19 protein-coding genes are annotated in these 21,301 nt (G+C 61.2%); 8 read left to right on the top strand and 11 right to left on the bottom strand.

All coding sequences use genetic code 11. From position 1 onward, the window contains the following. Positions 1–60: 60 nt before the first annotated feature. Complete coding sequence (locus IC234_RS02485) at positions 61–2,655, top strand: M14 family metallopeptidase (protein WP_190922239.1); 2,595 nt, start codon at positions 61–63, stop codon at positions 2,653–2,655. Positions 2,656–2,732: 77 nt separating this feature from the next. Here the strand turns inward: IC234_RS02485 and IC234_RS02480 are convergent, their stop codons facing one another. Both IC234_RS02480 and IC234_RS02475 read right to left on the bottom strand, forming a co-directional pair. Beyond that, complete coding sequence (locus tag IC234_RS02480; protein ID WP_190922238.1) at positions 2,733–3,083, bottom strand: MmcQ/YjbR family DNA-binding protein; 351 nt, start codon at positions 3,081–3,083, stop codon at positions 2,733–2,735. Positions 3,084–3,098: 15 nt separating this feature from the next. After that, positions 3,099–3,272 carry a DUF6728 family protein gene (locus IC234_RS02475; RefSeq protein ID WP_190922237.1) on the bottom strand — a complete coding sequence of 58 codons (174 nt, stop codon included), beginning with the start codon at positions 3,270–3,272 and terminating at the stop codon, positions 3,099–3,101. Positions 3,273–3,433: 161 nt separating this feature from the next. Between IC234_RS02475 and IC234_RS02470 the strand changes: the two genes are divergently transcribed. Next, entirely contained in the window at positions 3,434–3,907 is a 474-nt protein-coding gene (locus tag IC234_RS02470) for a nuclear transport factor 2 family protein (protein ID WP_190922236.1), read from the top strand. 5 nt (positions 3,908–3,912) lie between these two features. On the opposite strand, the gene IC234_RS02465 is transcribed toward IC234_RS02470, so the two are convergent. Then, a complete protein-coding gene (locus IC234_RS02465; protein ID WP_223827433.1) occupies positions 3,913–4,719 on the bottom strand; it encodes a DUF4062 domain-containing protein in 807 nt (268 codons plus the stop codon). 57 nt (positions 4,720–4,776) lie between these two features. Then, entirely contained in the window at positions 4,777–6,765 is a 1,989-nt protein-coding gene (ispG, locus tag IC234_RS02460) for a (E)-4-hydroxy-3-methylbut-2-enyl-diphosphate synthase (RefSeq protein ID WP_190922234.1), read from the bottom strand. A gap of 143 nt (positions 6,766–6,908) precedes the next feature. Here ispG and IC234_RS02455 point away from each other — a divergent pair, with 143 nt between their 5' ends. Then, positions 6,909–7,388, top strand: a complete 480-nt coding sequence (locus IC234_RS02455) for a TlpA disulfide reductase family protein (RefSeq protein WP_223827432.1) — start codon at positions 6,909–6,911, stop codon at positions 7,386–7,388. A 38-nt stretch (positions 7,389–7,426) separates the two neighbouring features. Next, positions 7,427–8,035 carry a thioredoxin family protein gene (locus tag IC234_RS02450; RefSeq protein WP_190922233.1) on the top strand — a complete coding sequence of 203 codons (609 nt, stop codon included), beginning with the start codon at positions 7,427–7,429 and terminating at the stop codon, positions 8,033–8,035. A 66-nt stretch (positions 8,036–8,101) separates the two neighbouring features. On the opposite strand, the gene IC234_RS02445 is transcribed toward IC234_RS02450, so the two are convergent. The 3 genes from IC234_RS02445 to IC234_RS02435 form a co-directional block, all read right to left on the bottom strand. After that, positions 8,102–9,076, bottom strand: coding sequence for an NAD(P)H-quinone oxidoreductase (locus tag IC234_RS02445; RefSeq protein ID WP_190922639.1), 975 nt, complete (start codon positions 9,074–9,076; stop codon positions 8,102–8,104). A 102-nt stretch (positions 9,077–9,178) separates the two neighbouring features. Then, positions 9,179–9,706: a PAS domain-containing protein gene (locus IC234_RS02440; RefSeq protein ID WP_190922232.1), complete on the bottom strand. Its 528-nt coding sequence runs from the start codon at positions 9,704–9,706 to the stop codon at positions 9,179–9,181. A 35-nt stretch (positions 9,707–9,741) separates the two neighbouring features. Further along, on the bottom strand, positions 9,742–10,107 hold the full coding sequence (locus tag IC234_RS02435) for a hypothetical protein (RefSeq protein ID WP_190922231.1): 366 nt from the start codon (positions 10,105–10,107) through the stop codon (positions 9,742–9,744). 193 nt (positions 10,108–10,300) lie between these two features. Here IC234_RS02435 and IC234_RS02430 point away from each other — a divergent pair, with 193 nt between their 5' ends. Further along, the gene (locus IC234_RS02430; RefSeq protein WP_190922230.1) at positions 10,301–10,879 is read left to right on the top strand and encodes a hypothetical protein; all 579 of its coding nucleotides are present in this window, start codon (positions 10,301–10,303) and stop codon (positions 10,877–10,879) included. Positions 10,880–11,002: 123 nt separating this feature from the next. On the opposite strand, the gene IC234_RS02425 is transcribed toward IC234_RS02430, so the two are convergent. Then, positions 11,003–13,192, bottom strand: coding sequence for a glutamine synthetase III family protein (locus tag IC234_RS02425; RefSeq protein WP_190922229.1), 2,190 nt, complete (start codon positions 13,190–13,192; stop codon positions 11,003–11,005). Positions 13,193–13,436: 244 nt separating this feature from the next. Here IC234_RS02425 and IC234_RS22105 point away from each other — a divergent pair, with 244 nt between their 5' ends. Beyond that, positions 13,437–15,299: an LTA synthase family protein gene (locus tag IC234_RS22105; RefSeq protein ID WP_190922228.1), complete on the top strand. Its 1,863-nt coding sequence runs from the start codon at positions 13,437–13,439 to the stop codon at positions 15,297–15,299. Between the two features lie 48 nt (positions 15,300–15,347). Then, on the top strand, positions 15,348–16,682 hold the full coding sequence (mtaB, locus tag IC234_RS02415) for a tRNA (N(6)-L-threonylcarbamoyladenosine(37)-C(2))-methylthiotransferase MtaB (protein WP_190922227.1): 1,335 nt from the start codon (positions 15,348–15,350) through the stop codon (positions 16,680–16,682). A gap of 171 nt (positions 16,683–16,853) precedes the next feature. Here the strand turns inward: mtaB and IC234_RS02410 are convergent, their stop codons facing one another. From IC234_RS02410 to IC234_RS02400, 3 genes are read right to left on the bottom strand one after another with little or no spacing between them, the layout of a single operon-like run. After that, complete coding sequence (locus tag IC234_RS02410; RefSeq protein WP_190922226.1) at positions 16,854–17,645, bottom strand: hypothetical protein; 792 nt, start codon at positions 17,643–17,645, stop codon at positions 16,854–16,856. 45 nt (positions 17,646–17,690) lie between these two features. After that, positions 17,691–18,545 carry a hypothetical protein gene (locus tag IC234_RS02405; RefSeq protein WP_223827431.1) on the bottom strand — a complete coding sequence of 285 codons (855 nt, stop codon included), beginning with the start codon at positions 18,543–18,545 and terminating at the stop codon, positions 17,691–17,693. A 12-nt stretch (positions 18,546–18,557) separates the two neighbouring features. After that, a complete protein-coding gene (locus tag IC234_RS02400) occupies positions 18,558–19,796 on the bottom strand; it encodes an ABC transporter permease (RefSeq protein WP_190922224.1) in 1,239 nt (412 codons plus the stop codon). Between the two features lie 155 nt (positions 19,797–19,951). Here IC234_RS02400 and IC234_RS02395 point away from each other — a divergent pair, with 155 nt between their 5' ends. Then, positions 19,952–21,229: an asparagine synthetase B gene (locus IC234_RS02395; RefSeq protein WP_394354864.1), complete on the top strand. Its 1,278-nt coding sequence runs from the start codon at positions 19,952–19,954 to the stop codon at positions 21,227–21,229. Positions 21,230–21,301 lie beyond the last annotated feature (72 nt).

Raw genomic sequence — 21,301 nt, 5'->3', positions numbered from 1 at the left:
GATACTTTTGAGGTGTCGCTTCGCGGCGCGCTTTTTTGCTCTCCTATTTTCTTTTCATTGATGATTTCATTTTTAACCCGCCCAGCGGCAGCTCTGCGCCACCGGTGGTGCTTACTGGGTTTGCTGCTGAGCATCGGCCTGAACAGCCGCGCCCAAACATCCGATGCCGCCGGCCCGCTCCTGTCGCCCGACCAGTTCCTCGGCTATAAGCTCGGTTCGCAGTTCACGCCGCACGCCGAGATGCTGCGCTACGTGGCCCACGTGGTGGCACACTCGCCTGGCCGCATGAAGCTGGTGCCCTACGGCAAAACCTACGAAAACCGCCCGCTGGAAGTGGTGCAGATTGCCAACGCCGACAACTTCGGCAAGCTGGAAGATGTGCGCCACAACAACCTGCGCCTGGCCGGCCTGGAAAGCGGCAGCGCCCAGCGCCAGCAGCCGGCCGTGTGCTGGCTGAGCTACAACGTGCACGGCAATGAGGCCGTGAGCTCCGAAGCCGTGATGCAGGTGCTCTACGACCTGGCCAACCCGCAGGACCAACAAGTGCAGGACTGGCTGAAAAACACCGTCGTCATCGTCGACCCCTGCATCAACCCCGACGGCCACGACCGGTACGTGAACTGGTACAACCGCGTGCGCAACCAGAGCCCCAACGCCAACCCCGACTCCTGGGAGCACCGCGAGCCCTGGCCCGGCGGCCGCTTCAACCACTACTATTTCGACCTGAACCGCGACTGGGCCTGGCAAACCCAGCAGGAAACCCGCCAGCGCATCGCCCTCTACAACCAGTGGCTGCCGGCCGTGCACGCCGACTTTCACGAGATGGGCCCCAACAACACGTATTATTTCTCGCCCGCGGCCAAGCCCTACCACGCCGACATTACGCCGTGGCAGCGCAAGTTTCAGGGCATCCTGGGCGACTACAACAAGGTGGCGTTTGACAAGAATAACTGGCTGTACTTCACCCGCGAGGTGTACGACCTCTACGCGCCCACCTATGGCGACACCTGGCCCAGCTTCAACGGCGCCATCGGCATGACCTACGAGCAGGGCGGCGGCCCCGCCGGTGGCCTGGCTTTCGCCCGCCTCGACGGCGACACGCTGACGCTGGCCCAGCGAATTGCCCACCACCACGCTGCCAGCCGCGCCACTATCCAGGCCACCGCTGAGCGGCACGACGACTTGCTGCGCGAGTTCCAGAGCTACTTCGCCACGGCCCGGAGCAAGCCGCAGGGCGACTACAAAACCTACGTGCTGTCGGCCGGCAACGACCCCGGCCAGCTGCGCGCCTTCACCCAATACCTCGACCGCAACCAGATTCAGTACGGTTTCGCCAGCAAGCGCAGCAAAGCCAAGGGCTACAACTACGCCACCGGCAAAACCGACAACGTGCAGGTGGAGCCGCGCGACGTGGTCATCAGCATGTACCAGCCCAAGTCGACGCTGGTGAAGGTGCTGTTCGAGCCCAAGTCGCAGCTCGAAGACTCGCTCACCTACGACATTACCTCCTGGGCCCTGCCCTACGCCTTCAACCTGAAAGCCTACGCCCTGCCCGGCCGCCTCGACGCCTCGGGCGCCGCCCCCAGCCAAGCCATGGTGAAGGGCAGCGCCGCCTCCGCCGACCGCCCTTACGCCTACCTGGCCCGCTGGAACAGCCTGCAAGACATTCGTTTCCTGAGCCGCCTGCTGCAGCAAAAAGTGAAGGTGCGCTACGCCGAAAAAGCATTTGAGTCGGAAGGCCAGCAGTACGCGCCCGGCACCCTCATCATCACCCGCACCGGCAACGAAGGCCTCGGCGCCCGCTTCGACCAGCTGGTGCGCGCCCAGGCCGACTCGGCGGGCACCACCGTCGTGGCCGTGAAATCGGGGTTCTCCACCACGGGCCGCGACCTGGGCTCCAGCACGGTGCACTTCGTGAAGCAGCCCAACGTGGCCGTGGTGGCCGGCCCCGGCGTCGACCCCACCGCGTTTGGCGAGGTGTGGCACTTCTTTGAGCAGCAGCTCGGCTACCCGCTCACGGTGCTGGGCGCCGACTACCTCAGCCGCGTGTCGCTGCAGAAGTACGACGTGCTGATTCTGCCCAACGGCAACTACAGCGACATCTACTCAGACCGCGCCCTCGAAGGCCTCAAGGCCTGGGTGCGCGACGGCGGCCGCCTCATTGCCCTGGAAGGCGCCGCCAAATTCCTGGCCAACAAGAAGGACTTTCTGCTGAAAACCAAAGCCGTCGACTCGGTGGCCGTGCGCAAGGCCAACCAGCAAAACCCCTACCGCCTGCTGCGCCGCTACGGCGACTCGGAGCGCGAGGAAGCCGAAGAGGCCGTGCAGGGCAGCGTGTACCGCGTGCAGCTCGACAACACCCACCCGCTGGCCTTCGGCTACGGTAGCAACTACTTCGCCCTCATCCGCAACCCCCTGGGCTACCGCTTCCTCGACAAGGGCGGCTGGAACGTGGGCGTCATCAAGAAGGACAGCTACTCGGCCGGTTTCGCCGGCACCAAAGCCCGCAAGGAACTCACCGACACCTTCGTGGTGGGCACCCAGGACCTGGGCCGCGGCTCCGTGGTGTACTTGGGCGACAACCCGCTTTTCCGCGCCTTCTGGCAGGGCGGCAAGCTGATGTTCGGCAACGCCGTGTTCTTAGTAGGACAGTAATCTACTGTTGACGCAAAAGCCCCGCCGGCAATCCGGCGGGGCTTTTGCGTGGGCTGTAAAGACGCAAATATGAGTCTCTACATTTCCAAAGCTGCCTTAACCGCCTTGGGAAGGGAAACCCAGACCAACTCATACGAATGGTCAATCAGCTCGCGCAGCTGGCTTTCCGGAACGCCGGTGCCGATGAGCACTGTATTCCAGTGCTTCTTGTTCATGTGGTAGCCGGGCAGCACGTAGTCGTGCGCCTCACGCAGCTCCACGGCCCGCTCGGGGTCGCACTTCAAGTTGATGCTGCCGAAAGTGTCGATGTCGGTGAGGGCAAACACTTTGCCTCCTACTTTGAACACCAGTGTTTCGGGGCCGAATGGGGTTTCCTCGGTCACGCCCGCTTTCAGCAAGCAGTAATCGCGGAAGTCTTCAATGTTCATCGGGCCGTCCGCAGGTTAGAGCACGTAGCGGAACAGCATCACCACTAGGCACACCAGAAACATCGCCAAGCTGAGCTTATTGATGAAGTGCATGGTCTTCAGGTTGAAATTGGTTTTGCGGTTCGGGTCGTTGCCGCGGAAGAAATAACCGAGGGCGGGACCGAAGTTAAACAGGTTTTTACCGTTCATGGCGAGGCAGGTTTGGGTTCGGAAAGATAACACGGGGCGCGCCAGAATGATTTGCGATAAGCCCGGATTTGCTAGGTAAAACACGTTAAACATCAACCTACTGGGCTGCCGTGCAACCTGCGCCTTGGCTCCTCGCCTATACTCCCGCAACTCCAGCCATTATGCCCCAATTCGCTACTTCTCTCCTGCTCGCCGCTGTGCTTTCACTGCCGGCCCTCGTTGCCAACGCCCAACAAGCGCCTTCCGAAACGGAGGCCGTGAAGCGAACCGTCACCGCCTTTTTCGACGGCATGCGGCGCGGCGACAGCACCCTGGTGCGCCGAACGCTGGCGCCCGGCGCCGTTTTCCACGGCATCGGCGGTCGGCCCGGCCAGCCCGTGGCGCTACAAACCGAAAACATCAACGGCTTCCTGAAAGCCGTGGGCACGCCACACGCCGAAGTATGGGACGAGCGGATAAAATTCGAGCAGGTGCTGATTGACGCCAACCTGGCCAGCGTGTGGACGCCGTACGAGTTCTACCTCGGCAGTAAATTCAGCCACTGCGGCTACGACTCGTTCCAGTTGGTGAAGCTGGCCGACGGCTGGAAAATTGCGCACATCATCGACACGCGGCGCAAGGAGAAGTGTAAATAATCAGATTATTTAGAATTGTCGATGACTTCAAATCCAGCTGCAGTAACCTCAAACACTTCTCCTTTGTAGCCAACTGGCTTGAATAAGCCCTTATGAACAAGAGAGCCGATTATAGCATCCCATTTGGCTATCTCTCTTGGCGATTGTTCCTTAATAAAATTAATTCTGTTCGTTTGAATATATGTTCCGGCAGCAATTCGGTGACGTTGAATTATTCCGCGAGAATCTTGGGCTGCTTCTTGCAAAAGACTTTGTTCGTCAATGCTCAATTCCAATTTCTCGCTAGACTTCACAAGACTTAGCAAATGGTTAGAAGCGGGAACAGCAGCAACAGGGAAATACTTTTTTATATTAATCTGGAGTTGATTTCTAAATTTTCTTTTAAACTCATCTAAACTTGAAAACCCTTCATACAATCCTTTAGGCTGGCAATAGCTTTTAAACTTTTGAAGTTGCTTGAACTGCTTACTGATATTGATTTCTGGTTTAACAAGCGCTTCAGAAAAGTATAGCATTGCTGGCTTGCCAGAAGCTATGTGCCGCTGTATTTCCTCTACTGTTCCGCTTGCGTATTCCGCAGTGGCAGTGCCTATACGCGTCCAGAAAATACCAACCAATAAATCGCAAGGAGCCAACACCGACTCGTTGATGATTGATTGAGCAGGTGCTTTCATATCAGGAGCAGAATGTGTTTCCCAACCTATCGGCAAAAGCACTTGCTTTCGTTCATCTGCATTGAGAGCATTCCATTCGTATATCAAGTCACGGACGGCTTGTCGTTCCTCCTGTACATCTCCAGGAGAGGCAATCATCACGTTGTACACAGTCGCATTGAAGCTCATACTTTAAACTAACATTCACTCTAAAATTTAAATACCCACCGGCTCTTCCACTACTTCCTTCTCAATCCAGCGACCGTCCTCGCGCATGAGTTCGATGAGCTCGTCCACGGCGGCTTCTTCGGGCACCGATTTCTTGATGACTTCCTGGCCGCGGTAGAGGGAGATTTTGCCCTTGCCCACGCCCACGTAGCCGTAGTCGGCGTCGGCCATTTCGCCGGGGCCGTTCACGATGCACCCCATGATGCCGATTTTGATGCCCTTGAGGTGGTCGGTGCGCTTGCGAATCATGGCCGTGGTTTCCTGCAAGTCGAACAAGGTGCGGCCGCAGCTGGGGCAGCTGATGTATTCGGTCTTGCTCATGCGGGTGCGGGCCGCTTGCAAGATGCCAAACGACAACTGATTCAGGCCTTCGATGGTGCTGAGCCATTCGGTTTTGCTGCGCTCCGGCAGCAGTTCCGTGCTCAGCACGAGGCCATCGCCGAGGCCATCGAGCAGCAGCCCGCCGCCGTCGGTGGCGGCGTACAGCTGCGTTTCTTCGGGCGAAAGGGCTGGGTACTGGCGGTTAATGACCACTGGGCAAGTCACGCCGGCATTCATCAACGCGAAAAAGGCCCGCCGGATTTCCGGCATGGCGTGGGCGTTGTCGGTGTAGAGAATCACCACGGCGGTGCTGTCGGCGCGCAGTTGGTCGAGCACCGGCTGGGTTAGCGAAGCCAGGTTCTGGAACACGAAGTTCAGCTCCGGGTGGCGGGCGGGGGCCCCGGCGTATTCGGCCGGCGTGAAGACCGGGAAATGGTCGGCGCGCTGGCCGGCGTCGCGCCAGGCGGTGTAATCCACTATTTCCTTCAGGCCGTTGGGCAGCATAAAGGGCGCCGGGCGCTGGCCGGTGTACACGTAGTCAGCCCCCAGGTCCGACATCTGAAACTTGTCGAGAAACGCCGAATACAAATGCCCGGCCGCACGCAAGTCGGCATACTCCAGGTTGGGCAGGCGCGACACATCGGTGATGACGCGCGGCACGTTCTGGCCGCCGAGGTTGGCCACCTCGCGCGTCACGCGGCGGAAATACTGGAAGGGATTGATGGGCTCCTCGCCCACCAGCGGCGCAATGGGCTTGGCCAACGCCGCCCGGCCGGTGTAGCGGTCAATCAGCGCTTTGGCCACCGGCGCCTCGGCTTCGGGCGCCTCGGTCAGGCTCACGCGCACGGTATCGCCCAGGCCGTCCTCGAGCAGCGTGCCGATGCCCACGGCGCTCTTGATGCGGCCGTCTTCGGCCTCGCCGGCCTCGGTCACGCCCAGGTGCAGCGGGTAGGGCTGCAGGCCTTCCTCGTCAAGCTTTTGCACCAGCAGGCGGTAGGCCTGCACCATCACCTGCGTGTTGCTGGCCTTCATGCTCAGCACCACGTCGTAATAGTTTTCTTCCTCGCACAGGCGCAGAAACTCCAGTGCCGACTCCACCATGCCCAGCGGCGTGTCGCCGTAGCGGCTCAAAATTCGGTCCGAGAGCGAGCCGTGGTTGGTGCCGATACGCATGGCCGTGCCGTGCTGCTTGCAAATCTTCACCAGGGGCCGAAACCGCTCACGGATGCGCTCCACCTCGGCGGCGTAGGTGGCGTCGGTGTATTCAATCTCCTCAAATTTCTTTTTGTCGGCGTAGTTGCCGGGGTTCACGCGCACTTTCTCCACGATACGGGCGGCCAGCTCGGCCGCGTTGGGCGTGAAGTGAATGTCGGCGATGAGCGGCACGTTGCAGCCGCGCTTGCGCAGTTCTTTCTTGATTTCCAGCAGGTTTTGGGCCTCTTTCATGCTGGGCGCCGTGATGCGCACGTACTCGCAGCCGGCCTCCACCATGCGCAGCGTTTGCTCCACCGAGCCCAGGGTGTCCATGGTGTCGACGGTGGTCATGCTTTGCACCCGAATGGGGTAGTCGCCGCCCATGGGCAGGCCGCCGATGTTGACTACGCGGGATACGCGGCGCTTGTACTCGGTCAGGCTGGGGCAATACGTTTTGTTCATGAAGCAAAAACTACGGTCAGAAGGCGAAAGTTGCGCCGTCGCACAAAGGTAAAGCCGGCCGCGCGCCTCGGGCAGCCGCAACTTCGCGCCAGGGTTTGCTGTCTATCAACCAATCACAGGAATCATTACACCTCGGTCAACCTTTGAAAGCCCTTTTCCTTGCTTTTGCCCTGCTCACCGCCGCCCCCGGCTTCGCCCAGCAGGTAGCCGTCATCAAGTTTCCGGAGCTGCAGAAGCGGCTGGCGCGGCCCACCGACACCACGTACGTGGTCAATTTCTGGGCCACCTGGTGCGCGCCCTGCGTGAAAGAGCTGCCCCACTTCGAGCAGCTGCGCGCCGCCAATGCGGGCCGCAAAGTGAAAGTGCTGCTGGTGAGCATGGACTATGCCTCGCAGCTTGATAAAAAGGTGAAGCCCTTCGTGAAGCAGCGCGGGCTCAAGTCGGAAGTGGTGCTGCTGAATGAGTCGGACCCGAATAGCTTCATCGACAAAGTGGACGCCAAATGGTCGGGCGCGCTGCCTTTCACCCTCATTGTCAACAACAAAACCAAGCGGCGCCTTACATTTGAAAAAGAGCTGTCGCAAGCCGAGCTCACGGCCGCCTTGCAGAAAGTCCAGCAATAATTCGTTTCCATTTCTCACTTATTACCTGCTCCACCGCCATGAAAAAGCTCCTGCCTTTCCTCTCCCTCTGCTTCGCGTTGCTGCTCAGCGGCTTCGTGAGCCGCCCCGTCGCCGACGGCTACCAAGTGGGCGACAAAGCTGCCGACTTCAAGCTGAAAAACATCGACGGCAAAATGGTGTCGCTGGCCGATAACAAGGCCGCCAAGGGTTACATCGTGGTGTTTACCTGCAACACCTGCCCTTTTGCCAAAGCCTACGAAAGCCGCATTATCGACCTGAACGCCAAGTACGCGCCGAAAGGCTATCCCGTGGTGGCCATCAACCCCAACGACCCGGCCGTGGCCCCCGGCGATTCTTACGCCGACATGCAGAAGAAGAAATACGCCTTCCCCTACCTCGTCGATGAGTCGCAGCAAGTGGCCAAAACCTACGGCGCTACCCGCACGCCGCACCTCTACGTCCTCACCCGCAAGGGAGCCGATTTCGTGGTGTCCTACATCGGCGCCATCGACGACAACTCCGAAGACCCCAAGCTGGTGAAAACGAAATACGTGGAAAACGCCATGACCGAAATCCTGGCCGGCAAGCCCGCCACCACCAATTCTACCAAAGCCATTGGCTGCACCATTAAGTGGCGCCGGGCGTAGTCCTTGGCTTCCATCGCGCTAAAAAGCCCGTTCCGCATTGTGCAGAACGGGCTTTTTGCTTTTCGGCTAGTGGCCGGTTTCCAATAATATTTTCCCAATGTGCGCGCTGCTTTCCATCAGCCGATGGGCCGCCGCGGCTTCGGCCAGCGGGAAGGTGGCGTGAATAACCGGCCGGAACTTCCCCGCGGCGATTAGCGGCCACACGTGTTTTTCTACCTCCTCGGCCAGCGCGGCTTTGAAATCGGCCGAACGAGGCCGCAGGGTGCTGCCGGTGATGGTCAGCCTTCGGCGCATCATCTCCAGCGCGCTGAACTCGCCCTTGCTGCCCTGCATGGCATTGATGAACACCAGCCGGCCGTCGTCGTTGAGCAGGCGCAGGTTTTTGGCGGTGTAGTCGCCGCCTATCATGTCGAGAATTACGTCCACGCCCTCGTCGTTGAGCACCTGTTCGAAGTCTTCGGCTTTGTAGTTGATGGCCCAGTCGGCGCCCAGCTCGCGGCAGGCGCTGCATTTGGCTTCGTCGCCGGCCGTGGCGGCCACGTGGCTGCCCACCGCCCGCGCCAGCTGAATGGCCGTGGTGCCAATGCCGCTGCTGCCGCCGTGCACCAGCAGCGTTTCGCCGGACTGCAGCTGGCCCCGCTGAAATACGTTGTGCCACACCGTGAACACGGTTTCGGGCAAAGCGGCGGCCTCGGCCATGCTCAGGCCGGCAGGCACGGGCAGGCAGTGGCGGGCGTCTACGGCCGCGTACTCGGCGTAGCCGCCGGCTGGCAGCAGCGCGCACACGGCATCGCCGGGCTGCCAGCGCGTGACGTGCGCGCCGCACGCTTCCACGACGCCGGCTATTTCCAGGCCGGGCACGAGGCCGCTCACGTCGCCGCTGCCGGCGTATTTGCCTTGGCGCATGAGCACATCGGGCCGGTTCACGCCGGCGGCGTGCACGCGCACCAGCACTTCGTGCGCGGCTGGTTGCGGCTGAGGCTGCTGCCGCATGGCAAGCACTTCCGGGCCGCCGGGCTGCTGAATCACAATGGCATTCATCAAAAGGGCAAAGAACTGGTGGTGAAACAAGGAGGCTAGTCCTGACATAAACGCAAAACGGCTCCGAAGAGCCGTTTTGAAGAAAGTCAACGCTTGAGTAGCCTATTTCTGGCCCAGCTGTTGGCGCAACGTCTGCACTTCGCGTTCCAGGTCCAGCGTGCGGAACATCACTTTGGCTTCGAGGTCAGAATAAGCGGCCTCCAGTTGCTCGCGCATCTGGCGCTGCTCCTGGATGTCGGTGCAGGTGCCGAACCAAGCAACGATTTCGCCATCGGCCCCGCGACGCGGCAAGGCCTGGCCTAAGAACCACCGGTACGAGCCGTCTTTAGCCTTGAAGCGGTACTCGATGCGGTAGTAGTCGCCGGTGGCCAGCGAATGGCCCCACACCTCACGGGCGCGGGCGCGGTCGTCGGGGTGCAGCAGGTTGTTCCACATGTCGGGGCCCACGCTGTCGGCCAAGTCGTAACCCGTGAAATCAATCCAACGCTGGTTGAAATAGGTATGAAAGCCGGTATTATCGGTAATCCACACCAGTTGCGGAATCATATCGGCCAGAAACGTGAACTGTTCGGGCCCCACCAACCCTTGGGCGGCGGCAGCAGAAGAGGAAGCAGCGGGCGAAGTACTCACGAACGAGAGAAATGAGGGTTCGAAAAGGAAAGGAATCAGGCGCGGTCGAGCTGCATTTCCATGCCCGACGCGAAGTATAGGTTCAACTGGCTGCGCAGGCCGTCGGCCGAGCGACGCAAGCGCGTCACCAGGGCCCGGGTGGCCTCTTCGGGCAGCTCAAAGCTCAGGTAAGGCCGATTCAGTATTTCATCGCGCATCACGGCCCAATGGCCGGTCTGCGGCTCACCAGGCGGTATGGGCTTGGCTTCCAGCTGCCCAGGCGCCAGCACCAGGCGCACGGCCTGCGCCAGGGGACTGCGCGGGTCGTTGTGGTTCAGCACACGGTTCGCAACCTGCCATTCCCCCCCGAAATAGTCATCGGGTAGTTGTTGTAAATTTATATCCAGCAGCAAATCAGACATACAAGAGAGAAAACGCGGCCTTGGGCCGTAGTCTAACAAGCAACTAGTGCCGAGGTTTTAATTGCCGGCCGCGAAGCCAGAGATTATTTCACCTGCGCGCACTTTTGCTTACTGCGCGGCTTAACCACAATTTGCGGGCCAGCGTTCCTTACCCAAGCAACTATTCCGGACCGGCCCCGTTTCGCACTCAACCATGCTAAAACCCCGTTTTTTGCCGGCGCTGCTGGGCGCCGCTCGTTTCACCGGCCTGGCCGCCTGGCAAACCGGCCGCCTGTTTCGCCAGCTGGCCGCCCGCGCCCTCGACAGCGTGCAGGACGTGCTGCGTGCCGAAGTCGAAAAGGGCAACCTCAAGCTGGTGGCCGATTTTCTGGCCGATAAGGCCCTGCCCGCCGCCCGCGTGCTGCTGCTGGAGCAAATGACCGTGCGCCTGCTCATGCGCCTGGGCCTGCGCGGCGCTCTGGCGTCGAATGTGGTGGGCTGGGTGCTGCCCTTCGTGATTGAAAAGCTGATTGCCGTGGGCCATAGCAGCGGCCTGTTCGACAAGCTGCTGGCCAACGCCACCGTGAGCGAGGCGGTGGACAAGCTCGATGAGCTGCGCCGCGCTACCTGGAAAATGCTCGTGCCCGACCCCGGCAGCAGCACCGAAGTGCTCGACGAAGAAGCAGACGCCTTAGCGCCTCGGCTCCCCCTTCTGCTGGCCGCCCCGGCCAACGAATCAACAAGCGCCAAATCAACCCGGAAATCCACGAACAAGGCTCAAAAAGAAGCCTGACTTTACCGCAATCGTTTGCGGCGGATTTCCAAAAAAAGGCACCCCACGGAGGTACCTCTTTCCCAATCGGGGCGCGGCGAGAATTCCCACCCAACACCGGACCCGATTCCGTCCCGAGCTGAATTACCGGCTGAACAACAGTTCGCGGTACTTCACCAAGGGCCAGTCCTCGTCGGCCACCATTTGCTCGAGCTTGTCTACGGCGCGGCGAATGGGGTCGAATTTCGGTTTAACTTCTTCGCAGTACGCCACGGCTAGCTCGCGGGCGTCTGCGATTTTATTGGCTTGTTTGCGGGCCTCCGTCATGGCGTCGGCCGTGGTTTTGATGGTGGCCACGTGCCGCGAGATGGCTTTAATCATCTCCACGGTTACCTGGCTGTGCTCGTCGTCGAGGCCCAGCTCGCGCAGGCCGCGCACGTTGTTAATGAGTTTGGTCTGGTATTGTAACGCAGTCGGGATGATATGGTTGATGGCCAGGTCGCCCAACACGCGGCTTTCAATCTGAATTTTCTTCATGTACTCCTCCAGCAAGATTTCGTGGCGGGCATGAAGTTCGACTTGGGAGAAGATGCCGTGGCGGGCAAAAAGTTCCTCCGCGTCCTCGCGAATGAAGGCATCAAGGGCTTGCGGGGTGGTGGCAATGTTGTTGAGGCCGCGGCGGGCGGCTTCTGCCTTCCATTCGTCGGAGTAGCCATTGCCCTCGAAACGAATGTTTTTGGAAGAGATGACGTATTCGCGCAGCACTTCCACAATGGCCACTTCCTTTTTCTTGCCCTGGTCAATCAGCGCGTCCACCGACTCCTTGAAGTCGATGAGCTGGTCGGCAACGATGGTGTTGAGCACCGTCATGGCCGACGAGCAGTTGGCCGACGAACCCACGGCGCGCAGCTCAAACTTGTTGCCGGTGAAGGCAAACGGCGAGGTGCGGTTGCGGTCGGTGTTGTCGAGCAGGATGGCCGGAATCTTGTCGATGCCCAGCTTGAGGTAAATGTTGTCGCCTTTGTCGAGCGGCAGTTTGGCGGTGCGCTCCAGCTCGTCAAGCACCGAGTCCAGCATCGACCCCACAAACACCGACATGATGGCCGGCGGGGCCTCGTTGGCGCCCAGGCGGTGGTCGTTCGAAGCCGAGGCAATGCTGGCGCGCAGCAAGTCGGCGTGACGGTGCACGGCCTTGATGGTGGTGATGAAGAAGGCCAGGAATTGCAGGTTTTCCTTGGGGCGACGGCCGGGGGCGAGCAGGTTCACGCCGGTGTCGGTGCTCATCGCCCAGTTGTTGTGCTTGCCGCTGCCGTTCACGCCGGCGAAGGGCTTCTCGTGCAGCAGCACTTTGAAGTTGTGCCGCTCGGCCACGCGGTCCATCACGTCCATCAGCAGTTGGTTGTGGTCCACCGCCAGGTTGGCGTCCTCAAAGGTAGGGGCGCACTCAAACTGGTTGGGGGCCACTTCGTTGTGGCGGGTGCGCAGCGGAATGCCGAGCAGGTTGGCTTCTTCTTCAAACTCCAGCATGAAGCCGTGCACGCGGGCCGGAATGGAGCCGAAGTAATGGTCGTCGAGCTGCTGGCCTTTGGCCGGGGTGTGGCCAAACAGCGTGCGGCCGGTCATCACGAGGTCGGGGCGGGCGTCGTACAGCGCCTTGTCAACCAGGAAATATTCCTGCTCGATACCCAGCGTGGTGTTCACGCGGCTCACGTCTTTGTCGAAGTACTGGCAAACCTCCACGGCGGCCTTTTCCAGCACGCCCAGCGACTTCAGCAGCGGTGCTTTAAAGTCGAGTGCCTCGCCGGTGTACGCCACGAAAATGGTGGGGATGCACAGCGTTTTGGCGCCCACCGTCTCGATGATAAATGCGGGCGAGGTAGGGTCCCAGGCGGTGTAGCCGCGGGCCTCGAAGGTGTTGCGGATGCCGCCGTTGGGGAACGACGAAGCATCGGGCTCCTGCTGCACAAGGGCCGAACCCTTGAAGTTTTCAATCGGACGACCGTCGGAATTCAGGTCGAAAAACGAATCATGCTTTTCGGCGGTGGCGCCGGTGAGGGGCTGAAACCAGTGGGTGTAGTGGGTAGCGCCCTTGGCCATGGCCCAGGTTTTCATGGCCGAAGCCACGGCGTCGGCCACGTTGCGCTCCACGGTAGCGCCCTGCTTGATGGCCGCCTGCAGCTTTTTGAAATAGTCGCCCGGCATGGTGGCGCGCATGGCCTCCAGGTTGAACACGTTCTGGCCGTAGCTGTCGGAGCGACGGGCGGCAGCGGGCACCACCGTGATGGGGCGGCGCTGGTTGACGAGTTCGAGGGCTTTAAAGCGAAGGGTGGCCATATGCGAAAGTACCGACGGAAGAATTGAAAGGTTAGTAACGAATCTGAAGGCAAAGGTAAAACATGAAACCTTTTCTCAGCTACCTACCCCCTAAATTTTGAGACACCTTTTCTAAAATTTAACTAATTTTTATTTTTAGACCCTTCTTTTTCACGCCTATTTACTCATTTATTCACTTGATGTGCTCGTGCTGTTAATCTGCACCCGTTCTGCATCCCTTTAGCGGCTGGGCTATCTTTGCGGGGTGAAAAACCGCTTTGCGTTTCAGCCGCGCTACTTTTTGTTCTGGCTGCTGTTTTTTGGGGTGGGCCGGGCCTTGTTTTTGGGCTACCAGCACGGGGCGGCAGCGCAGTTGTCCATCGGCACGCTGCTGGCCACGTTTGGATACGGCCTGCGGCTCGATGCTTCGGCGGCGGCCTACGTCTCGGTGCTGCCCTTTTTGCTGTTTGTGGGGGCCAGTGTGCTGCCGCAACTGCCCATTGGGCGAATTGTCGGGGCTTATTCGGTGGTGATTGGTGCGTTTCTGGCCTTTTTGATGGTGGCCGACCTGGAGCTGTACCGCGCCTGGGGCTTTCGGCTCGACGACACGCCCTTGCAATATCTGAACTCGCCCGGCGAAATGGCGGCCTCGGCGGGCAGCGCGCCCCTGCCGCTGCTGCTGGCGCTGCTGGCGCTGCTGGCGCTGGGCGGGCGCTGGCTATATAAAAAGGTGGTGGGGGCGGTGGCGCCGCAGCCGGCGTGGTTTGGGCGCGGGCGAGCGGTGCTGGCCAGCCTGCTCTACGCTGCGCTGCTGGTGGTGCCCCTGCGCGGCGGCACCCAGCAAATTCCCGTCAACCAGAGCGACGTGTATTTCTCGCGCATCCCGTTTGCCAACCACGCCGCCCTGAACGCGCCCTGGAACCTGATGAGCGCGCTGGTGCTGCGGGCCGAGGAAAAACCCCTGGCCCCGTTTATGCCCGACAGCACGGCGCGCCGGCTGGTGGCCGGTCTGTACCCAGCTGCGGTGGGCCAGCCAGTGCCCGCCGATTCGACGGCTCCCATTCTGCAGGAGCCGCGACCCAATGTGTTGTTCATCATCCTCGAAAGCTTTACCGGTAAGCTGGTGGGCAGCGTGGGCGGCGAAAAGGGCGTGACGCCCACCCTCGACAGCCTGGCCCGCACGGGGGTGCTGTTCAACAGCATCTTCGCGGCCGGCGACCGCAGCCAGAAGGGTTTGGTGTCGCTGCTATCGGGCTATCCCAACCAGCCCACCACCAGCATTATCAAGTTTCCGCGCAAAACCGAGCACCTGCCCCACCTCTGCCGCACGCTGATGGCGGCCGGCTACCACTCCGGCTATTACTACGGCGGCGAGTTGGCGTTTGCCAACATGAAAAGCTACCTGCAGACGGCCGGCTACGAGCACCTCACCGAGCGGGCCGACTTTGCCGCCGCGCAGCAGAACTCCAAATGGGGCGCCCACGACGGCGTGCTCTTCGACCGCGTGCTGCAGGACCTGCGGACGCAGCCGCAGCCGTTTTTCGTTACGGCGTTCACGCTGAGCAGCCACGAGCCCTTCGACGTGCCCATGAAAACGAAGTTTCCGGGCACGTCCGAAACGGACCTGTTTCGCAATTCGGTGTACTACACCGATTACACCCTTGGGCAGTTCCTGCGCGCGGCCCGGCAGCAGCCTTGGTACGCCCACACCCTGCTGGTGCTCGTGGCCGACCACGGCCACCCGCTGCCCGGCCACTCCGCCAACCAAAGCCCGGCCAAGTTTCACATTCCGCTACTACTGGCCGGGGGCGCCCTACGGCCCGAAAGCCGCGGGCAGGTTATCACCGCCCTGGGCTCGCAGACCGATGTGGCGGCCACGCTGCTGCAGCAGCTTGGGCTGCCGGCCACACCGTATGTGTGGAGCCGCAACCTGCTGGCGGTGCATCCCACGCCGTTTGCCTTCTACACGTTTAACAACGGATTCGGAGCCGTTTCGCCGGCCGGTGCGGTCACGTTCGATAACGTGAGCCGGCACACCTGGGAGCGCGACGTGAACGTGACCGATGCGCAGGTAAAGCTGGGCCAGGCCCTAGAACAAGTGTCGCTCGAAGACTTTGCCCGCCGCTAGCCACGGCCGGCGGCGCATTCTGGCCCCCGGCCGTACCTTTGCGGCGCTATGCCTACCCCCCAATCCGTTGCCTTTTATACCCTCGGCTGCAAGCTGAACTTCTCCGAAACGTCGGCCATCGGCCGGCAGTTTGAAGAGAAGGGCTTCCAAAAAGTAGCCTTTGAAGCCGGGGCTGACTTATACGTTATCAACACCTGCTCCGTCACGGACCACGCCGACCGCAAGTGCCGGAAAGTGGTGCAGCAGGCCCTCAAGCATAATCCGGAAGCCTTCGTGGCCATCGTGGGCTGCTACGCGCAGCTCAAGCCCCAGGAGATTTCGGAGATTCCCGGCGTAAGCGCCGTGCTGGGCGCCGCCGAGAAGTTTCAGCTCGTCGACATCCTGGCCGATTTCAAGAAGCCTGCCGCTGGCCATCCGGGCGCGGTGCACGCCTCCCCCATTTCGGAAGCCACCGAATTCGTGGCCGCGCATTCGTTTGGCGACCGCACCCGCACGTTTCTCAAGGTGCAGGACGGCTGCGACTACTCCTGCTCGTTTTGCACCATTCCGCTGGCGCGGGGCGGCAGCCGCTCGGGCAGCGTGGCCAGCGTGGTGGAACGCGTGGAAAAATTGGCTGAAACCGGCGTAAAGGAAATCGTGCTCACCGGCGTGAATCTCGGCGATTTTGGCCTGCAAGGCCCCGAGCGCGAGCGCCGCGAAGACTTTACCCAGCTGGTGAAGGCCCTTGACGGGGTAACCGGCATCCGCCGCTTCCGCATCAGCAGCTGCGAGCCCAACCTGCTTACCGACGACATTTTGACCACGGTGGCGGCGTCGGAGCGGTTCATGCCGCACTTCCACATCCCGCTGCAAAGCGGCTCGGACAAGATTCTGGGCCTGATGCGCCGCCGCTACCGCCGGGCCCTCTACGCCGGCCGCGTGGCCCGCATCAAGGAACTGATGCCGCACGCCTGCATTGGTGTCGACGTGATTGTGGGCTTTCCGGGCGAAACCGATGCCGACTTCCTCGATACCTACCAGTTCCTGAACGAGTTGCCCATTAGCTACCTGCACGTGTTTCCTTACTCGGAGCGGCCCGATACGCTGGCGCCTTCCCTGCCCGGCCGCGTGCAGGACCGGGTGCGCCACGAGCGCACCACGCAGCTGCGCAGCCTGTCGGAAAAGAAAAAGCGCCACTTCTACGAGCAGCACCTGGGCCTCGAAACCGACGTGCTGTTTGAAGACGACGTGACCGATGGCCGCATGGAAGGCTTCACGCCCAACTACATCCGCGTGGCGGCCAAATACGACCCTCTGCTGGTGGGCGAAATGAAGAAGCTGCGCCTCACGGCGGTTAATGCCCTGGGGCTGATGGAAGCCGAGGAAGTAGGCATTCTCGTCTGAACCACGGATTCGGGCGGATTTTTCGGATTTCACGGATTTCGTAGACGGCGCGGATTCAGAACCTATTCAATGCTAAAAAATAAAGGCCACTCATATGAGTGGCCTTTTTACTTGCATTTTGTGCCGTTCACAAAATCCGTGGAATCCGGAAAATCCGCACGAATCCGTGGTTCAGACCATGGCCTGCCTTGCCATGGCCAGCATCTCGCGTAACATTTGTTGCTGCTCCAGCAGGTGCTGGTTGCGCATCTCGGCCATTGCCAACTGGTGCTGCATGTGCTGGGCGTGCAGAGCCGCCGCAACGTAGGTTTCCGGATTAATGGCGGGAGCAACAGCAGGAACCAAGGCCGGCGCAACATTACTTTGCGGCACCGCGCCAGGCTGCGCGGACGAATAGCCAGTCGGCTGTTCTGGCTGGCGGCTGGTTTCGGTAGCGGAGGCGACTTGGGGCACTGGCGCAGCGGAAGACTCGACAGCGGCGGGCGCGGCTTGGGGGGATTGGACCACATCATTCAGCACGGACGTGGCGGCGAGAGCGGGCTGCTGAACGGCCGACGCCAGCGCCAGCGTGGCGGCAATTTCGGCGGGCTGCAGACGGCTGCCGGCCACGCCGGGCCCAGCGCGGCGGCTGACCGGCGCTTCAATGTCGGTCAGGTCGATGGGCTCAAGGGGCGCTTCGACCGTGGGAGACACGGCCCGGGGCGTCGGCTTCGGAATGGGCTCGCCGCCCACCAGCATGGGGCCGCGGCCCAGCAGGAGCCAATCTCTTGAGACATTTGGGTAGACCTCAAATACCTTGCACAGCAGGTCGTAGCCGGGCTTGTTGCGGCCGTCGATGAGGTGTTGCACCACACTAGCGGTTTTGCCCAGCGAGATGGCAAAGCTGTTTTTGGTGAGCCCGAACTGCTGAATAAGCTGGGCGAAGCGCTGGTCAATGGTTTCGGAAGCGGGAATGGCCACCATGTTGCACAAATGAGGTTTGTGCAAATGTATAACATTCACCCAACCTCACTTCGCTTTCGGCGGCCGGGCCCTTGCAGCCACGGGCAGCAGCGCTCCTCGCGGTTGCACCCTCGAATAGGGAAAGCGGTAGGTGTTGTCGGGCTCTAAGTTCAGCAGGACGTGCGGCAGCATGCGCTCGTAGTAGAGCCGCAATTCGGTCGGCGTGAGGGCGAAGCTTTCCAAATCGGGCTCGGAGGCCCGGGCTTCTTCGGCGGGTCCGGGGTCGGACTGGAACCGCACGCGCTTCGCCGTTTCGTCCCAATGGAAATTTTCGGCCACGATTTCGAAATCAGTGGAGTCCCCTACATCGCGCAGCTCGGCCATGGTTTCGCCCAGGCGGCGGCTGATGGCTCCGTGCATGCGGCGCGTCAATTGCGCGGGCGGGTCGGCCACCAGGTCGGCCAGGGCCAGCTGGCGGCCCGTGCGTAGGTCGAAGGTGGCGTGCCGGGCCTGCTCCCACGAGTAGGCGCCCGTGAATTCCTGCGAATACTCAATGGACAGCAAGCCCTGCTGATTCAGCAACACGGTGTAGTCGCAGCCCGTGAGGCCCTGCCCGGCCGTGTTCCAGCCCAGCCCGTTCTCGCCGTCGTAGCAACAGGTCCGCTCGGCTTGCCGCAGCTGCTGGCGCACGCTCAGCGCGGGGTTGGTTTCGCCGCCCAGCACCAACGCCACCAAGCGGCGGTTGATGCGCGCGGCCACCGCGGCATCGGCCAGCTGCACCTGCGGAACTTTAAATCGGTTGGCCGGCCGGCCTTCCGTGACCGTGGCAATGCGTGCCTGCGCGGCCCCCGCCACGGCTTGCGCCCAGCCGGGAGCGGCCACGGCCCAAAGCCACGCGCCAAGGATGCATTTCTTCAGCATGTTGCCCCTGCCCTACTCGTAGCGCAGCGAATCGATGGGGTCGAGCGCCGCGGCTTTGCTGGCGGGGTAATAGCCCGAGGCCAGCCCCACGCCCACGCAGATAACCAGGCCCAAGAACATCCAGAACCACGGCACGAAGAACGAGCCGGCCCCGATGAGCTTGGCCACGCCGTTGCCGCCCAGCACCCCCAGTATGATACCCAGCGTGCCGCCCAGCAGGCAAATCACAATGGCTTCGATGAGGAACTGCTGCCGAATCTGCACGGCGGTGGCCCCCAGCGCTTTGCGGATGCCGATTTCGCGCGTGCGCTCCGTCACCGACACCAGCATGATGTTCATGAGGGCAATGCTGGCCCCCAGTAGTGTGATGAAAGCCATGATGCTGCCACCCACCTTCACCTTGCCCGAAATGGAATCAAGCGTAGACGCCAGCGACTCGCTGCTTTCCACCGTGAAGCTGTCTTCCTGGCCCAGCTTGTCGTGGCGCACGGCGCGCATCTTGCCGGTGGCCTGGCCCATGAGGAAGGACAGCGTGCCGGGCTTGTCGGTGGCGGTTTTGATGTCGTAGGTAAGGGCGCGCTGGCGCGGCATCTGGTTGCCGGTTTCGAGGGGCAGCAGGGCCAGGCGGTCGGCGCCGCCCCCGCCCATGCTGCCGCCGCTTTTTTCGAGCAGGCCCACTATCAGGAAGCGCCGGCCCAGGGCCGACACGTACTGGCCAATGGGGCTTTGCTTGGGAAACAGCTTCTGCTTGATTTCGTCGCCCACAATCAGCACGTTGGCGCCGCTGCTGAGCTCGGTTTGGGAGAAGGTGCGCCCTTCGGCGAGGTTGTAGCCTTGAATTTTCAGGTAATTTTCGTCGCCGGCGGTCACCTGCATGTTGGGGTTGGTCTTCACGCCGTTGGCCTTCATTTCGGCGGCGCCGGAGATGAAGGCCGACACGCCCACCTGGGCCTCGTCGCCCATGGCTTTTTTGTAGAGCTTGGCTTGCAAAAAGTCGATGGGCGGGTACTGCTTGCCCTGCACGCCGCCACGCCGGGAGCGGTTGGTGTAGCCCTTGGCGTGCAGCTCAAAGGAGTTGGCGCCCAGGCTGGCGAAGGTTTCGGACAGCGAGTTTTTCATGGCGTCGATGCTGGTGAGGATGCCCACCAGCGCAAACAGCCCGATGCTGAGAATGAGGGCCGTGAGGACGGTGCGCAGCAGATTGGCGCGGATGGAACGGAAAGCTTCGCGAACGTTTTCGAAAGGGCTCATGGCAAGGGTGTTGTAGCACATGCTTCGGCTTGTGCCTTTCTTCAAGCGCAAGCGAAAGCATGCGCCACAAGCCCAAAGTTCGGCGGCCGACGCCTAACTTGAACCACAGGCGCCGCAACCTCGTTGCGGACATGCGTTTCTTTTGCTAAAATCTTATGCTGTTCAAGCGTTTTCTCTTGTTTTGGCTGATGGCGGTGGCCGGCGTGGCCGCCCCCCTGGCCGCGCGGGCCAACCACGTGTTCATCCCGATGGACAACACCCAAAAAGAAGCCCTCAAGGCTTACGGGGTGGCGTTTTGGCTGCTGCAGCGCGAGGTGCCCGTTGACTGGCTGCTCAACTACCGCGGCGGCGCGTTTGCCTTCGAAACCAGCTCGGCGGCCGAGAATGAGCTGGCCGTGCGCGGCGTCACGTTTCAGGTCATCAGCGAAGCGCAATACACCGGCATCCTGCAGGAAATAGCCGACCCCAACGCCAACATGGACGTGATGAAGCTGGAGAAGGTACCCAAAATTGCGGTGTACACGCCCAAGGGCAAGCAGCCCTGGGACGACGCCGTGACCATGGTGCTCACCTACGCCGAAATTCCCTACACCCAGATTTACGACGACGAAGTGCTGAAGGGCGAGCTGCCCAAGTACGACTGGCTGCACCTGCACCACGAAGACTTCACGGGCGAGTACGGCAAGTTCTACGCCACCTACCGCAACTACCCTTGGTACCAGCAGCAGGTGCGCGACGCCGAAGCCGCCGCCAAGCGCAACGGCTTTGCCAAGGTGAGCGTGATGAAGGGCGCCGTGGCCACCAAAATGCAGGAATTCATTGCCGGAGGCGGCTTTTTGTTTGCCATGTGCTCGGCCACCGACAGCTACGACATCGCCCTGGCCAGCTTGGGCATCGACATGGTGGAAAGCATGTACGACGGCGACCCCGCCGACCCGGCGGCCCAATCCAAGCTCAACTTTAACCGCTGCCTGGCCTTTCAGAACTTCCAGCTCAAAACCAACCCGTTTGAGTACGAGTACTCCAACATCGACATGCAGCCCGGCGAGCGGGGCCTGGGTGAGCAAAACGATTATTTCCAGCTCTTCACCTTCTCGGCCAAGTACGACCCGGTGCCCACCATGCTGTGCCAGAACCACGAAAAAACTATTCACGGCTTCATGGGCCAGACCACGGCCTTCCGCAAAAGCCTCGTGAAACCCGATGTGGTGATAATGGGCGACACCAAGCAAACCGGCGAGGCGCGCTACGTGCACGGCTCGCTCGGCAAAGGCACCTGGACGTTCTACGGCGGCCACGACCCCGAAGACTACCAGCACCTGGTGGGCGAGGAGCCCACCGACCTGGCCCTGCACCCCAACTCTCCCGGCTACCGCCTCATCCTGAACAACATTCTTTTCCCGGCGGCCAAGAAGAAGAAGCAAAAAACCTAGGCTGCGCCCGAATGCAGTCCAAAGCCTCTGCCCCGTCAGGCAGAGGCTTTTTTGTGCCCGGCAGGTGGCCGC

Origin of the sequence: Hymenobacter armeniacus (assembly GCF_014699055.1) — a bacterium.
Taxonomy (GTDB): domain Bacteria; phylum Bacteroidota; class Bacteroidia; order Cytophagales; family Hymenobacteraceae; genus Hymenobacter; species Hymenobacter armeniacus.
The sequence above is the reverse complement of the archived record's forward strand: the minus strand, read 5'-3'. Positions and strand labels throughout refer to the sequence as shown.

Coding starts and splice junctions, on each gene's coding strand:
- IC234_RS02435 (WP_190922231.1), bottom strand. CDS start 10,107: ATGTCTGATTTGCTGCTGGATATAAATTTACAACAACTACCCGATGAC.
- IC234_RS02450 (WP_190922233.1), top strand. CDS start 7,427: ATGAAAAAGCTCCTGCCTTTCCTCTCCCTCTGCTTCGCGTTGCTGCTC.
- mtaB (WP_190922227.1), top strand. CDS start 15,348: ATGCCTACCCCCCAATCCGTTGCCTTTTATACCCTCGGCTGCAAGCTG.
- IC234_RS02470 (WP_190922236.1), top strand. CDS start 3,434: ATGCCCCAATTCGCTACTTCTCTCCTGCTCGCCGCTGTGCTTTCACTG.
- IC234_RS02410 (WP_190922226.1), bottom strand. CDS start 17,645: ATGGTGGCCATTCCCGCTTCCGAAACCATTGACCAGCGCTTCGCCCAG.
- IC234_RS02405 (WP_223827431.1), bottom strand. CDS start 18,545: ATGCTGAAGAAATGCATCCTTGGCGCGTGGCTTTGGGCCGTGGCCGCT.
- IC234_RS02395 (WP_394354864.1), top strand. CDS start 19,952: ATGCTGTTCAAGCGTTTTCTCTTGTTTTGGCTGATGGCGGTGGCCGGC.
- IC234_RS02480 (WP_190922238.1), bottom strand. CDS start 3,083: ATGAACATTGAAGACTTCCGCGATTACTGCTTGCTGAAAGCGGGCGTG.
- IC234_RS02430 (WP_190922230.1), top strand. CDS start 10,301: ATGCTAAAACCCCGTTTTTTGCCGGCGCTGCTGGGCGCCGCTCGTTTC.
- IC234_RS02465 (WP_223827433.1), bottom strand. CDS start 4,719: ATGATTGCCTCTCCTGGAGATGTACAGGAGGAACGACAAGCCGTCCGT.
- ispG (WP_190922234.1), bottom strand. CDS start 6,765: ATGAACAAAACGTATTGCCCCAGCCTGACCGAGTACAAGCGCCGCGTA.
- IC234_RS02445 (WP_190922639.1), bottom strand. CDS start 9,076: ATGAATGCCATTGTGATTCAGCAGCCCGGCGGCCCGGAAGTGCTTGCC.
- IC234_RS02425 (WP_190922229.1), bottom strand. CDS start 13,192: ATGGCCACCCTTCGCTTTAAAGCCCTCGAACTCGTCAACCAGCGCCGC.
- IC234_RS02485 (WP_190922239.1), top strand. CDS start 61: ATGATTTCATTTTTAACCCGCCCAGCGGCAGCTCTGCGCCACCGGTGG.
- IC234_RS02475 (WP_190922237.1), bottom strand. CDS start 3,272: ATGAACGGTAAAAACCTGTTTAACTTCGGTCCCGCCCTCGGTTATTTC.
- IC234_RS02400 (WP_190922224.1), bottom strand. CDS start 19,796: ATGAGCCCTTTCGAAAACGTTCGCGAAGCTTTCCGTTCCATCCGCGCC.